This window comes from Erythrobacter sp. JB1-7 (assembly GCF_057365015.1).
Genome location: NZ_CP200291.1, coordinates 2,739,842 through 2,754,208 on the forward strand (window position 1 = coordinate 2,739,842; position 14,367 = coordinate 2,754,208).

General features: G+C 57.9%; 13 protein-coding genes. 1 reads left to right on the forward strand and 12 read right to left on the reverse strand.

Annotated elements, in window-relative coordinates:
• Positions 1-66: 66 nt before the first annotated feature.
• From AC0V6W_RS13300 to thiL, 9 genes are all read right to left on the reverse strand, one after another.
• Entirely contained in the window at positions 67-885 is an 819-nt protein-coding gene (locus tag AC0V6W_RS13300; RefSeq protein ID WP_486150735.1) for a DUF5694 domain-containing protein, read from the reverse strand.
• A 500-nt stretch (positions 886-1,385) separates the two neighbouring features.
• Entirely contained in the window at positions 1,386-1,997 is a 612-nt protein-coding gene (locus AC0V6W_RS13305) for a superoxide dismutase (protein WP_486150737.1), read from the reverse strand.
• Positions 1,998-2,106: 109 nt separating this feature from the next.
• Positions 2,107-3,609 carry a carotenoid oxygenase family protein gene (locus AC0V6W_RS13310; RefSeq protein WP_486150739.1) on the reverse strand — a complete coding sequence of 501 codons (1,503 nt, stop codon included), beginning with the start codon at positions 3,607-3,609 and terminating at the stop codon, positions 2,107-2,109.
• 62 nt (positions 3,610-3,671) lie between these two features.
• Positions 3,672-4,919, reverse strand: coding sequence for a DCC1-like thiol-disulfide oxidoreductase family protein (locus AC0V6W_RS13315; RefSeq protein WP_486150741.1), 1,248 nt, complete (start codon positions 4,917-4,919; stop codon positions 3,672-3,674).
• Entirely contained in the window at positions 4,909-5,421 is a 513-nt protein-coding gene (locus AC0V6W_RS13320; protein ID WP_486150743.1) for a hypothetical protein, read from the reverse strand. Before AC0V6W_RS13320 ends, AC0V6W_RS13315 begins: the two co-directional genes overlap by 11 nt.
• Positions 5,418-6,161 carry a sterol desaturase family protein gene (locus tag AC0V6W_RS13325; RefSeq protein WP_486150745.1) on the reverse strand — a complete coding sequence of 248 codons (744 nt, stop codon included), beginning with the start codon at positions 6,159-6,161 and terminating at the stop codon, positions 5,418-5,420. The genes AC0V6W_RS13320 and AC0V6W_RS13325 overlap by 4 nt, the downstream gene beginning before the upstream one ends.
• 368 nt (positions 6,162-6,529) lie before the next feature.
• Positions 6,530-7,453, reverse strand: a complete 924-nt coding sequence (locus AC0V6W_RS13330; protein ID WP_486150747.1) for an acyl-CoA thioesterase — start codon at positions 7,451-7,453, stop codon at positions 6,530-6,532.
• Between the two features lie 158 nt (positions 7,454-7,611).
• Complete coding sequence (locus AC0V6W_RS13335) at positions 7,612-9,732, reverse strand: sodium-translocating pyrophosphatase (RefSeq protein WP_486150749.1); 2,121 nt, start codon at positions 9,730-9,732, stop codon at positions 7,612-7,614.
• A 180-nt stretch (positions 9,733-9,912) separates the two neighbouring features.
• Positions 9,913-10,773, reverse strand: coding sequence for a thiamine-phosphate kinase (gene thiL, locus AC0V6W_RS13340; RefSeq protein WP_486150751.1), 861 nt, complete (start codon positions 10,771-10,773; stop codon positions 9,913-9,915).
• Positions 10,774-11,008: 235 nt separating this feature from the next.
• Here thiL and AC0V6W_RS13345 point away from each other — a divergent pair, with 235 nt between their 5' ends.
• Positions 11,009-11,893 carry an alpha/beta hydrolase gene (locus tag AC0V6W_RS13345; RefSeq protein WP_486150753.1) on the forward strand — a complete coding sequence of 295 codons (885 nt, stop codon included), beginning with the start codon at positions 11,009-11,011 and terminating at the stop codon, positions 11,891-11,893.
• On the opposite strand, the gene nusB is transcribed toward AC0V6W_RS13345, so the two are convergent.
• From nusB to hisG, 3 genes are read right to left on the reverse strand one after another with little or no spacing between them, the layout of a single operon-like run.
• The gene (gene nusB, locus AC0V6W_RS13350; RefSeq protein ID WP_486150755.1) at positions 11,890-12,357 is read right to left on the reverse strand and encodes a transcription antitermination factor NusB; all 468 of its coding nucleotides are present in this window, start codon (positions 12,355-12,357) and stop codon (positions 11,890-11,892) included. The two genes, AC0V6W_RS13345 and nusB, sit on opposite strands and share 4 nt — an antisense overlap.
• Positions 12,354-13,646 (reverse strand): histidinol dehydrogenase, encoded by a 1,293-nt coding sequence (gene hisD / locus AC0V6W_RS13355; RefSeq protein ID WP_486150757.1) that lies wholly within the window; start codon positions 13,644-13,646, stop codon positions 12,354-12,356. Before hisD ends, nusB begins: the two co-directional genes overlap by 4 nt.
• Positions 13,646-14,332 (reverse strand): ATP phosphoribosyltransferase, encoded by a 687-nt coding sequence (gene hisG / locus AC0V6W_RS13360; RefSeq protein WP_486150759.1) that lies wholly within the window; start codon positions 14,330-14,332, stop codon positions 13,646-13,648. Before hisG ends, hisD begins: the two co-directional genes overlap by 1 nt.
• Between the last annotated feature and the right edge of the window lie 35 nt (positions 14,333-14,367).

Consider the following 14,367-nt stretch of genomic DNA (forward strand, 5'->3'; position numbering starts at 1 on the left):
GCGGTCATTTCCATCATCGCTGGCGACACTTCAAAGCCGACATTGGCAAACAGCTTTTCACCTCAACTACTCTCTCAACATCGGAAGAACATCGATCAACTCGACATCACGCATCTGGGAAAGATACGCTTCGTAATATCCCTTGTGTGAGGCACCCACGATCGCGAGCATCTTTGAGCCGGGCGACCTACCGAGCACTTCGCGCATGTTTGCAACCATGCGAAGGTTTCGAGTTTCCCAATAGGAGACATACCTGCGGCCATATCGGCCGAGAGAGGGTTCGGCGAGCGCCGCACCAAAATCTGATGCATAGACAAGAGCTGCGTATTCGGGCGCATTAAAGGCGCGATATAAATTCAGAAGGCCGTCTGGCTCGCCAATTGCAGAGCGCAAGCTATCATCCTTTTGGCTGCGCTTTTCGCTCGCTGGATTGTTCCAAGCAGCGCTGATCGCTGTGGCATATGCCTCATCGTCACCATCACCTTTGCCAGCGTAAAAGTCCTGCGCATCAACGCTCCACAGCCGATCCAGTCCGGCTCTTACGGCCACAGGTGCAGCGATGAGGTTCACCTCATTTTGGTAAGTCAGCTCGCGTTCAAGTTCTGACATCAGCTCATCGGTCAATCCGTCTGCGGCTATCCGTTCTTCTTTGGGCAGATATAGCCACTGAACCAAGGCAGACGCTGGTTCTCCGGCAGCTAGAAAAAGCAGTGCATTGCGCCGCCGATCTTCGGCGGAAAAATCTCCTTCGCGTTCTTCCAGCCGGGTCTCGATCTGGGCGTTCGCTTCAAACACGGTCAATCCTGCCGCCGCCTCCGCCGCAGACGTGTTGTAGCACCAGCGCGATACGGTTGCCTGATCGAACCTTGATGGCATCTGCTTCATTGCCGCGCATCTCAGGCCGGACGTATTTTCGATTGCGATAAAATCCGGGGACCAATTCGCGAGGTTCTCGACAATCGGACGAACCATGTTCGGCTGAAAGCTATCCGGTAGTCCTCGTAAGTGAGGTGTGCCAAGAACTAGCACTTCATTCGGTGGTCCTGCGGGGCGATCTTCCATCTCATCCGGTTGGAATGCTGGCTCATATGGCTGAGCGTTTAAGGAAGTCATCTGGAACCACACCATGAAAAGAAACGCGATACATCTGATCATAACAGCCGCCTTAGTGAAGTAATACACCGCATCTCTATTGTGTCAAAGCTGCGGCGACAAGCTGCGTCGAGATCGTGGGCGCAAAGGCACCTGCACCGGCTTCCTTCTTGCCGAAGCCTGAAACCAGACTGTCCGCTCTCCCCTATTTCCCGAAACAAAGCTCTCCGCCAACAAAAAGGCCGGCTCGCTAGCTAAGCGAACCGGCCTTTTTGCATTGCGATTTTGGTCGCTTACTTCGGATAGGTCCAAGCGCTGCCGCGGGCGAGGTTTTCGCTGGCGAAGGCCCAGTTCAATTTGTTGTCGACCACGGCGTCCAGATAAGCGGGGCGCTTGTTCTGGTGATCGAGGTAATAGGCGTGCTCCCACACATCCACGGTCAAAAGCGGGTTGAAGTCGCTATCAGCCAGAGTGTCGCCATCGTGGGTTTCCTCGATGGACAGCTTGCCGTCTTTTTCAGCGAGCCACACCCAGCCGCTGGCAAAGTGGCCAGCGCCGCGATCTTTGAGCTGCTTTTTCAGCTCGTCAACTGAGCCGAAAGCTTCGTCGATTTTCGCTTTCAGATCATCTGACGGCGCGGTTTCTTCGGCGGCCATGGAATTCCAGTAAAAGGCGTGGTTCCAGCTTTGCGCGGCGTTGTTGAACAGGCCCTGATTGCTGCCGCGAGCAGCAGCGACAATGTCTTCCATCGCGGCATCAGCGTGATCGGTGCCTTCGATGGCCGCGTTCATCTTGTCAATATAGGCCTGGTGGTGCTTGCCATGGTGGAATGACAGCGTTTCGGCCGAAATGGCCGGGGCCAAAGCGGTGTCAGAATAGGGAAGGTCGATTACTTGATAAGCCATGTGGGTGCCCTCTGTTTGAAAATCTCGTGGTTCATATGGGTTCAATGCGCGGACCGCGCAAGAGTTGCGAAAACTTTGGGAAATTTCGGCGGATTGCAGGCGAAGCGGGCTAAGCTGCGGCGCAGGCGCCGAGGTTTTGTTTGAATGCGGCGTCGCTGCGCAATTGCGCATGCTCGACCCAGGTTGAATGCACACCGCTTGAAATCTTGTGCGGCAAAGCGAGGCGGCAGATGGGGCCTTTGGTGATGTCGCTTGCATCGATGATGGCGCATTCGGACGTGCCCTTGTTCTCATCAATCAGGAACGTGATGAGATAGCCGTCATCTTCTGATGCTCCACCCTTCCTCGGCACCATGGGGCTTTCGCTGGCATAGACGCCATCGGGCAGTTCAAACACTTGCTCCTCGCCTGTTTCGGTGTCGTGGCGGACATAGCCGTTGAACAGGAACCAGCCGGGCTTGGCCGTGGTGGACCAGACATAGCGGCTCTTGCGCATCAGATACGCAGGGTTGATCATGCCAAATTCGACGATGCGGTCCGACAGGCGTTCCTCGCGCGTGTCGCCGGTTGCAAGGTTAAAGCGCCAGCGGTGGAGTTTGGGCTGGAAGGAATGCTCATCGACATAGGCCATCATATGCCCATATTCGCCAGCTTCCGCGATTGGATCGGGCATGGGTTTGTCCTGAAAATACCCTTCCAGCACGACCGCATCACCGTCTTCGTAAGCGTTGGTCCAGTGGAGGACATAAGTGGGCGCGGCCTCGAACCAGCGGATGTCGTCCGCACTGCCATAACGCGGGATCAGGGCGAACCTTGTGGGCACGCCTTTGTGAATGCGCGCGGCGTGGATATCGCGTTTGAGCAGCTCCTCATCCCAGAACAGCGGCATATCGTTGAGGATCGACCAGTTCTTGGTGATCGCCATATCGTGCGGCAGACGAGGGCCGGGAAGCGGCACGGGCACGTAATGCGCGATTTTGCCCGCGCGGTCCACGACGCCGTAATGCATGAAAGGCGCGTGTTTGGAATAGTTGAAGAACATGAGCTCGCCCGTCTCCTCATCCACTTTGGGATGGGCTGAGACGCCGTCCAGCGGGCCCCATGATGCCTTGCCAAGGTTTTCTAAAGTCACCGGGTCCATCTGCCAGGCTTCCCCGCATTGATAGAGTGTCGCGAGCGCCACGCCTGCATGCACAATGATATCGGTTGAGGCGGTGTCTTTGAGACTGCCATGCGCGCCAAAACCGGGGCGTTTCGACAGTTTTGGCGGGTCCATCAATCCGCCCCATAGCGCGCCGCCTGCGATCTGTTCGGCTTCGAAACAGGCGGTGCGCACGAAGCGGTTGCGATAGCTCGCGCGCCCGCTCGAAATGTTGATCTGATGCACCATCGCATCGCCATCAAAGGGATGGTGACGGCCAAGCGGCTGGTGCACGGGGTTTTCGGTGTTGCGCAGGTAAATCCCGTCCATGTCAGCCGGAATTTCGCCCTCGATCACTTCCAGCTCATCCACGTCCACCTCTTCATGAAGCGGGGTCCATGCGCCCGACAGATAGGGGTGGTTTGAGGGTTCAAGGCTGGTTTTGACAGGCGGCTGACGTGTGATCTGCATTGATGGTGTCTCCCACGCAAGAGGCTAGCGCACAGCAGGCATCGGGGGAAGGGGCGGCGCGCTTATAGAAACCGAGCGCGCATTTCGGCTGGCATGAGCGGGCAGGAATTCGCTTTGGTGCCGAACAGACGGTAGCGGCGATCTCCGACGAAATGATAGGCGGCGTTGGCGAAGCGTGTTGGCAAGGCGCGCAGGCCCCAAGCCACCAATCGCCACAGCCCGCCCAAATGGTGGAGCAGATATGCGACCGCAGCGGCCTCTGTCAGAACGCGCCCATCCGGCGTTTGCACCGCAATCGTATCGCCCAATGCCGCGACCTTGTCTGCGCCAATCGCTGCCTCCAGCGCGCCATCCTGCAAGGCGGCAAAGCGCAATTCACCGCGCGCCTCCTCTGCTAGCAGGAACCGCACCGTGCCATGGCACAAGGCGCACGTCCCATCGAAATGCAGCACGGTGTCTTTGAGCGATTTAGCCCGCAGCCATGCCGGGTTGAACGTGAACATGTGAAACAGCAGCATCGCTATCGTCAGATCGGGGAAATTCAGCAGCAGTAAGAACCCAAACTGCACCACCAGCATCCCGCTCCACAGCCATGGGCGCAGGCGTTTGATCAGCGCAAGCGGGGCAAAGAGCAGCTCTATGCCAAGGATGAACCATGTGAGCCCTTTCAGCGCCGCATCGGGCACTGCCAAAGCGATGTCGCGCACGAACCAATCCCGCGCGAGCGGATTGTCGAGCACATATTGGACATTATCGCCCGATACCCAACTGGGGCTGAGCAGTTTGGTATAGCCGGAATAGCTGTAAGTCAGCGCAAGCACGACCCACGCGGCAAAGAACACGCCAGCAGGCATATGCCACCCGCCGCCCGGATCAGCGCGCCCGCGCGCAGGCCATGACCAAAACGGCTTTGACGGGATGAACGCATGGGCAATCAGCATCCACCCGGCATAGGGCATGGCGGGGTTTGATATGAGCGGATTTCGGCCCAGAAAACTCGCCAGCACAATCCACATAAAGATCGCGGCCCATTTGTCCCATTTGCCTGCCGCAAACAGCACCGATGCCGCCGCCGCCGCGATGGCAAGCCCGGTGACGAAAGCCGGGCTGTCAATCAGTCCCAGAACATTGGGAAAAGCGATGATGAGCGGGCTGAGCTGTGCATCGGGTAGCATCCCAGCATTGGAGAAGATGTCAGGCGCCCACAGGGCCAGATAAGCGAAATGGACAAACAGATAGGCACCGAACAGCACGCGAAAGACGCTGTATTGGCCGCCTGTCCAGGTGTTAGCGCCCCACTTACTTGGCATCACAGGTCACCTCGTAATCGAGTTTCCACGGATGGTTCGCGGGCAATGTCTGGCGCGGGATCAGGCGAAACTGGATCGGGCCATCGACACCCTTGCGGTCCAGCCCAATTTCCTCAAGCGCGGTCGAATTGCCGCAAAAGGTGTGCTTGATCGCGGCCTCCAGCATCGGGCGGCTCAGCTCATTTGAGTTTAGAACGGGCGCATAGGACAAGGCCGCACCGTAAGCGTTGCGGCGATTATAGGGCCCGCGCACGCCGGCATAGTTTTGCGGGGTCAAAACCAGTTTGCGCCCCGCGCCTGTTTTGTCTCGCCAGCTTAGGATGAATTGCGAGGAATAGGTTTCAAACCCCTGATGTGCTGTAAAAACCTTGGGTGCAGGCGAGGCGACAGAGGCCGCGCCCACGGCCTTAACGACCGGCAATTCCAGCGCATCGCCGACCATCTGAACGCAGCCAATCGCGATCAGGACGGCGGGCGCTATCGCTGATTTCAGCGCGCTCATGAACCGGGGCGCTCCCGTTTTGCATGGACATCGCCGCCGATCAGCATTGTGCCCAGTTTCAGCTCGCGATTATCAGCAAAACCGCAAGCCTCGTTAAATTCGCGCGGATTGTGGAATGTGCCAAACAGCATGTCCCAGATCGGCAGATCTGAGAAATTCTGCCGGTGATGGCCTTGCTTGTGATGGACGCAGTGGCTTTCGGGCCGCTGGATGATAAAGCCCAGCCAATAGGGCGTTTTGACATTCCAGTGATAGAACAGTTCGGCAATCCCGGTCAGCAGGATGGCATAGACCGCTGCCTCTGGTCCAAGCCCGCACAGCACGTAGAGGATAAAGCTCGATAATCCTGCATTGGCGAAGATTTCGGCTGGATGTTTGTAGAAACTGGTGACGATTTCCAGACGCTGCGGGCTGTGGTGGATCTGGTGGAACATGCGCCACAAAAACGGCACCTGATGGCGCGCACGGTGCCACCAGTAATAGATGAAGGTGATGGCGAGGTATCCGAAAATCGCACCGCCTGTCTGGCCAAAAGCGGCTTCGGCATTCCAGATCGACCAGTTGGCAAGCCATTTGTCCCATGTCAGCCCGGCGATGAACACCATCGCGACCTGCACCGCATTGAGCGCGAGAGCGCGCGCCCACCATCCGGCGGTTTTGGGCCAAGCTCTGCCGGGGGCAAACAGCTCAATTCCAAGCATAATCAGCGCCAGGCCCAGGACGATTGCAACGATCTCCATGGGTTCGAAGATAAGGGCGAAAGCTGAATTGAGAAGCAAAAAAGCAAGGTTAACGCGAACCTTACAGGCGTAAGTGGGGAGAGCGCTGGGCCGCTGGAGGCACGGTGGAGGCAGGGCCGAAATAGAGCGGCGCGAGGGGAAGTTGGGGGACGCGCGCTGCGTTTTCCTACTTGCGAATGCTGGTGTATTGCGCGCGCTGTTCTTTGATATTGTTAGGGCGATGCGGGCGCTTTTGATCGAGTGAGGCGATCAATACGGGCCTGTGTGATCAATCTGATTTTTGCGCTAAGACCGTGTAACATGCGGTCCATGTGTGCATGACGAGCGACGAGTTGAGTGCAGGTGCGGTGAGCTGAGGCGGCTGCGCTTCAAGCCTTGCTCTTTCGCTTCCTCATCATCCCCTCTTGGGCAACGCTGGCCACCAGATCGCCTGCCTGGTTGAAGATGCGCCCCCGGTTGAACCCGCGGCCCGCGCCAGACCAAGGGGCATCGGTGACATAGAGCAGCCAGTCATCGGCGCGCGCATCACGGTGGAACCAGATCGCATGGTCAAGGCTGGCGCCCACCAGTTCGCCGCGCATCCAGCTGAGGCCATGAGGCAAAGCGCTGGTGCCAAGCAGAGTGTAATCGCTGGCATAGGTGATGATGGCGCGGTGCAGGGCTGGGGTGTCAGCCTCTCCCGTGATGGGGGCGGCGGTTTTGAACCAGCTGTGCGCGCGGGGCGGTTTGGGTTCGGAGTTCATCCAGTGAAGCCGGTCAACCGTGCGCATCTCGATCGGGCGGGGCCGCAGCATCAGAGCGCGCTGCCCCTCTGTCAGCTGGTCCATCGTTTCGATCATGGCCCGGCGCATCTCCATATCGGTCTTGAGCGTATCGGGCGGAGCGACATCGGGCATAGGGCTGTCCTCATGGCTCAACCCGGCCTCTGGCGTCTGGAACGAGGCGGTGAGGTTGAGAATGGGGACGGCGCGGCCCTGGTCGTCCTCCTGCGCTGCGACAACGCGGCGATTGGCAAAGCTGCGCCCGTCAAAGTCGCGCTCGATCCGGTACTCAATCGGCACCCCTTCGCGCCCACCGCGCAGGAAGTAAGCGTGAAGCGAATGCGCGGTCTTGGTGTCGGGCACGCTGGCCTGCGCAGCTTGCAGGGCCTGGGCAAGCACTTGCCCGCCAAAGACGCGGCCAAAGCCATCGGTTTGCTGAGCGCCTTCATAGACATCAGCGGCGCGCTTTTGGGTGGTGAGCAAGCGGATGAGGTCTTGGACGAGTTGCTGAGGGGGTGGGCTGTCGGTCATAGCGGATGCCCATGCGGTGGGTGCGGGGCGAGGTCAAGCGCAGGTGGGTTCGAAATAGGATGTGCTGATACGCACTCTCCCCATGCACTCTCCCTATGCACAAGACCCCGCCGCACCGGAGTGCTGCGGGGCCTTGCCTTTGGGTTTTGCTATCCGCTCTAGTGCGCGAGGGCAGCGAGCAGCAGCAGCGCGACGATGTTGGTGATCTTGATCATCGGGTTCACCGCCGGGCCTGCGGTGTCCTTGTAAGGATCGCCCACAGTGTCGCCCGTGACAGCAGCCTTGTGAGCCTCAGACCCCTTGCCGCCGTGATTGCCATCCTCGATGTACTTCTTGGCATTGTCCCATGCACCGCCGCCAGCGGTCATGGAAAGCGCGACGAACAGCCCGCCCACGATCACGCCGAGAAGAAGCGCGCCGAGAGCCGCAAACGCATTGTCCTGACCTGCCAGTCCAAGGATGACAAAGTAGGTCACAATGGGAGCAAGCACTGGCAGGAGCGATGGCACGATCATCTCCTTGATCGCCGCCTTGGTGACGAGATCAACGGTGCGGGCATAGTCCGGCTTTTGCGAGTAATCCATGATGCCCGGCTTCTCGCGGAACTGCTCCCGCACATCCTTGACCACATCGCCTGCAGCCCGGCCCACCGCTGTCATGCCCATGGCTCCGAAGAGGTAGGGCAAAAGCGCGCCGAGCAGAAGACCCACGATCACGTAAGGGTTTTCAAGGCTGAAATCGACATTGGCATCGGGGAAGAACTCCCGAAGGTCAGCGGTGTAAGCAGCAAACAGCACAAGCGCTGCCAGCCCCGCCGAGCCAATGGCATAGCCTTTGGTCACAGCCTTGGTGGTGTTGCCGACCGCATCGAGCAGATCGGTCTTCTCACGAACGCTTTCGTCCAGACCCGCCATTTCAGCAATGCCGCCAGCATTGTCGGTAACAGGGCCATAAGCATCAAGCGCAACGACCATACCAGCCAGGGCCAGCATTGCGGTCGCTCCATATGCGAGGCCGATAAGCCCTGCGAGCTGATAGGCACCGATGATCGCTGCAATGATGACGATGGTTGGCAATGCGGTCGATTCAAGGCTGATCGCCAGACCCTGGATCACATTGGTGCCGTGGCCCGTTTCCGATGCCTTGGCGATGGAACGCACCGGGCGGAAATTGGTGCCGGTGTAGTATTCGGTGATCCAGATGATGACACCTGTGAGAACCAGACCAATCAGCGAGCAATAGAACAGGTCCATCCCGCTAAAGCCGAGGCCTTCGCCGGTGATACCGCTTGCGATCTCGGCGCTCATGCCATCAGTGCCGCCCGCCAAAGCATAGCTGGTAACAAGGTAGATCAGCGGCACGGATAGAACCGCCGTGACAAGGAAACCCTTGTACATCGCGCCCATCACATTGGTGCCGCCGCCAAGGCGCACGAAATAGGTGCCAATGATCGAAGTGACGATGCACGCCCCGCCGATCAGCAGCGGCAATGTCATCAAAGGAAGCAGCAGGTCGCCCAATGCCTCTCCAAACAACAAAGCGGTGAGCACCATAGTTGCACCAACCGTCACCACATAGGTTTCGAACAAGTCAGCCGCCATGCCAGCGCAATCGCCGACATTGTCGCCCACATTATCGGCGATTGTAGCAGGGTTGCGCGGATCATCCTCAGGAATGCCCGCTTCGACTTTGCCGACAAGGTCAGCGCCCACATCCGCCGCTTTGGTAAAGATACCTCCGCCAAGCCGCGCAAAGATCGAAATCAACGACGCGCCAAAGGCAAGCCCGACAAGGCCATCAATGACCGTGCGACTATTGGGGTCAAGCGCCATCGGTCCGACCAGAACGTAAAAGAACACCGCGATGGCCAGCAAAGCAAGGCCAGCCACGAGCATTCCCGTGATCGCGCCGGCGCGAAAGGCGATTGTAAGCCCTTCCTGCAGTCCCGTATCAGCCGCAGCAGCGGTGCGAACATTGGAGCGAACCGAGATGTTCATCCCGATATAGCCAGCAACGCCCGACAAGATTGCCCCGATCAAAAATCCAACCGCTGGAACCGCGCCAAGGAACACTCCGACCAGAACAGCGACGACCACGCCGACAATGCCGATCGCGGTGTATTGGCGGTTGAGATAAGCCTGTGCACCTTCTTGAATGGCGCCTGCAATTTCCTGCATTTTTTCATTGCCAGCGCTGGCTCCCAGCACTTGGCGGCTAGTGATAAAGCCATACACGATGGCGAGCACACCAAGCCCAATTGATATGAGAATTAAGTCCACGAAGAATCCCCTCTCCAAAGCGTGGAAGATAAACGCAAGAAATGGGGTCCGCCGTCATTATCTCTCAGTGCAGATCCCTTGCGCCAAGACGGTGCAACCTATCGAGAGAATTCTCGGACACAAGCACGAAAGCGCATGGGGCGTGGGAAACTTGCGTTTTGTGCAGGAGCGCTTGCAGAATTAGTTGTGCTGGAAGCCGAGATTATCGCCGAGCGCAAGAATTTTATCATCGAGCCAAAGCGGCGCAAAATCGGCTTTCGTCACAGTTCCGATGCGATAGGCTGCGGCCGGTGTAGTGGCATCGGGGGCAGCTGTGAAAAGGAGCTGATAATCATCTCCCCACCGGATGCATTCATCAAACCGCGTGCTATCAGCGACCGGGATCGAAGCGCTTTCCAATTCAATCGCAACTTGGTTGCTCGCCGTTGCCAATCGCCAGCAATCCAGCAGTAAGCCGTCCGACACATCCATCATCGCGGAGACCATAGGCGCAAGCGCTTTACCTTGCGCCAATAACGGGCGGGGCCGGTTAAACGCCTCCAGATATTCGGGGACACCTTCAAATCCGAGCAGTGCGCCGCCCACTGGGCCAGTTACATAGACCCCATCACCGGCATTTGCGCCGCCGCGCGCCGGGACAGGCGTGTGCGTTGCCAGCCCGATGGCAGTGAGGCCATGGGTCTTTGGCCCCTTGGCTGAAATGGTGTCTCCGCCGAGCAATGGGGTATCATATTCTTCCAAGACCGCACGAAGCCCTTGGGCAAAACGCGCATCGCCGTCCCCCAGCGAATAGCCAAGCAACACCCCAACAGGCTCCGCGCCCTTAGCAGCGAGGTCTGACAGGTTGCTGGCGACAAGTTTCCAGGCAACATCGAAAGGATCGGCATCGGCGCGAAAATGCGTACCCTCAGCCATGGCATCATGAGTGAGGATTAACGTTTCGCTGCCGACTTCTAAAACCGCGCAATCATCTTTCAATCCGCGAGCGCCTGTGTGCAGGGGCAGCGCGCTTAACGCATGCCAGAACTCCAACTCGTTCATTTCGAACAAACTTTCTGCTTCTTCCGGTGCTCGCTAGACTGCATTTGCCTTTCGAGCAAATTCAGAGGCGCTAGCGGGTGAGTATTTTCTTCCCTTTGCTTGGCCAAAACGGCATGCTCATGCCAATTCATATGAGGTGAAAATGCCAACGTTTTTCCGTTTCGTTTTATCATCTTTCGCATTTGTGCTCGCATCTTGCGCTGGAGCACAGACCCAGCCGTCCCTTAAGCCTGATGTGCCAATTGTTTCGGCTGGCGAGATTGTATCGTGGCCAGATTTTTCACCGGCAAAAGACGTAGGTGTCGATCATGTCTGGATCTGGCTTCCGCCAAGCTATCAAAGCGAGCCGAACAAGCGGTTCCCGGTGCTCTACATGCACGACGCTGAAAATTTGTTTGATCGCCGACTGTCCAATTTCGACAAGGAATGGGGCATAGACGAGACAATTACGCGAATGGCTGGGCGCGCAGATCTGCGTGAATGGATTGTGGTCGGACTAAGCAGCCCCAAAGACCGATATCAAACGCTTTTCCCCCAAAAGCTGTTTGGTTTGCTGCCTGAAAGCTATCAGCGAGGCGTGACCGGGATTGACTTAGGAGGTATGAAGGCGGGACCGCCGCTGCGCGGTGATGCATATGCGAAAGTGGTCGCGGTTGATTTGAAGGGCGAAATTGATCGCCAGTTTCGGACGTTGCCCACGCCGCAGGATACCGCTGTAATGGGTTCCTCGATGGGCGGGTTAATCAGCTTATATATTATTGCCGAATATCCCGATATTTTTGGCCAGGCCGCCGGGGTTTCAACCCATCTTCCACTGACCAATCCGGAAGGCGGTGACCCGGAAGAGCGCGCCGCACAGGTTGCGGCAGCCTTTGGCCAATACTTCAGTAGGACCGCACTCGATCCGGCGCGAAACCGCATCTACCTTGACCATGGGACAGCGACGCTTGATGCGTATTATGCCCCCTATTTCGGGGCATTCGATGCGATGATGGCAGAACAGGGTTGGCAGCTTCCCGCTTATGAAAGCCGGGTATTTTTCGGCGCCGAGCATGACGAAAATGCGTGGGCGCAGCGCGTCGATATACCGTTGTCGTTTGTTGATGCAGCCGATCCTTAAGCACGCGCATCCTTTGCCACAGCGTCGAGAACGCCGTTGACAAATTTCGCCTCACGATCATCGAAGAACGCTTTGGCGACATCCACATATTCGCTGATGGCGCTCGCTTTTGGCACGTCAGCGCGCGCTATCAATTCATAAGCGCCCGCACGCAGAACCTGCAGCATCGTCTTGTCGAGCCGTTTCAACGTCCAGCCATCAGCCAGCTTGGCAAGCAAGGCTGCGTCAATTTCATCGCGCCGCGCATCCACACCGCGCACCAGATCATCGAAAAAGGCAATCTCTGCATCGGCGAACACTTCGCCTTCATATTCGGCATCATCCACTTCACGGCCCAGTCGGTGCTGGTGAAATTCATCGAGCAGTTTGGGCAGGGCTGTGCCTTCCATCTGCTGCTGATAAAGCGCCTGTACGGCAGCCAATCGGGCTGCAGAGCGCGATTGTGAGCGGGAAGAAGTGTTCATTTGCGGCGCAATTCTATTGTTTTGGCATGAGCGGGCAGGCCTTCTGCATGGGCAAGGGTAGCAGCGGCAGGGCCGATTTTGGCAAAGGCACTATCATCAAGCTCGATGAAGCTGGTGCGTTTCATAAAATCAAGCACCGATAGGCCACTGGAAAACCGCGCGCGCCGCCCGGTTGGCAGCACGTGATTGGGCCCGGCGACGTAATCGCCCACGGCTTCTGGTGTCATCCGTCCCAGGAACACACTGCCTGCATGGCGGATCAGGCCCATCATCGCTTCGGCTTCATCAATAGCCAATTCGACATGTTCCGCGGCAAGCGCGTTGGCGAGCGCGGGGGCTTCTTCCATAAGGTCATTCACAATGATGACAGCGCCATGCGCTTCCCAGCTTTCCTTGGCGGTTTTGGCTGTTGAAAGCTGCGCCAATTGCACGTCAATGCAGTCTTCGACATGGGCTGCAAAGCCCGCATTGTCGGTGATGAGGATCGATTGCGAAGTGGGATCGTGTTCTGCCTGACTTAGCAAATCTGCCGCGATCCAGTCAGGATCATTGTTGCCATCTGCGATGACCAGAATTTCAGACGGGCCAGCGACCATATCGATCCCCACCCGGCCATAAAGCTGGCGCTTAGCTTCGGCGACATAGGCATTGCCGGGGCCGGTGATGACATCAACGGGCCGGATCCGGTCAGTCCCATAGGCGAGAGCCGCCACGGCCTGCGCCCCGCCAATACGCCAAATCTCATCAACGCCTGCCAAATGGGCTGCGGCGAGCACCAGAGGGTTCGATTGCCCCTTTGGTGTGGGCGTGACTACGACCAATCGTTCAACCCCCGCAACGCGGGCGGGAATGGCGTTCATCAGCAAAGAAGAGGGGTAAGCCGCGCGTCCGCCGGGCACATACAGGCCAGCGGCATCGACTGGCAGCCACCGTGCACCCAGCCTGACGCCTGCATCATCGGTGTAGTCTCTATTTTCGGGCAATTGCGCCAGATGATAGGCGCGGATGCGGCTTGCAGCGAGATCGAGCGCTTGGCGCAGTTCCGGTTCGATTTCGGTGTATGCTTGCTTGCACCTGTCTGGCGTGATGACCCAGTCTTCATCGCGCGACAAAGCATAGCCATCAAAGCGCTGGGTATACTCTTTCACCGCTTCTTCGCCTCGGCTTTTGACCGCGCTCAGTATGCCCTGAACCTGGCCCGCGACATCGCCATCGCTATCGCGCCGAGCGTTGACTAGCCGCACAAACTTTGCCTCGAAATCGGGATCAAGGGTGGAGAGCTGCTGCATCACGCAGCCTTTTCATCGCTGCGCCGCGCATTGTCGCGGAAACGGGTGACGAGTTCGGCAATACGCGGATCGGTTTTCAGTGCGGCTCGGTTGACGATCAAGCGCGCGGAAATATCGAGAATGCGGCTAACCTCGACAAGTCCGTTCTGCTTTAAAGTGGCGCCAGTTGAAACAAGATCGACAATTTGCCCAGCCAAACCGAGCGAAGGGGCCAGTTCCATCGCGCCATTCAGCTTAACACATTCAGCCTGCACGCCCTGACTTTCAAAATGCCGCCGCGTTAGATTGGGATATTTGGTCGCAACGCGCAGATGGCTTGCGCTTTCGATAGGGACCGTATCATCGGCGCGCCGCGCGACAGAGAGGCGGCAATGCCCGATATCAAGATCAACCGGCGCATACAGATCATCGTAATCAAATTCTTCGATCACGTCAGATCCCACAATCCCCAGCTGCGCAGCGCCATGCGCGACAAAGGTCGCCACATCGAAAGCGCGCACGCGGATGAGGCGCATATCTGCGCGGTTTGTGTCAAAGGAGAGGCTGCGGTTGGCCTTGTCGAAAAAGCCATCTTCGGGCACGATGCCGCAACCCTTCATAACAGGCAGCGCTTCATCAAGAATGCGCCCTTTGGGGATGGCAAAGGTCAATTGGCTTTGGGCCGAGAGGGGAGGCGGCGTTGTCATAGCGCTGGCACTTAGGGTGCGGCCTTAAAAAGGGC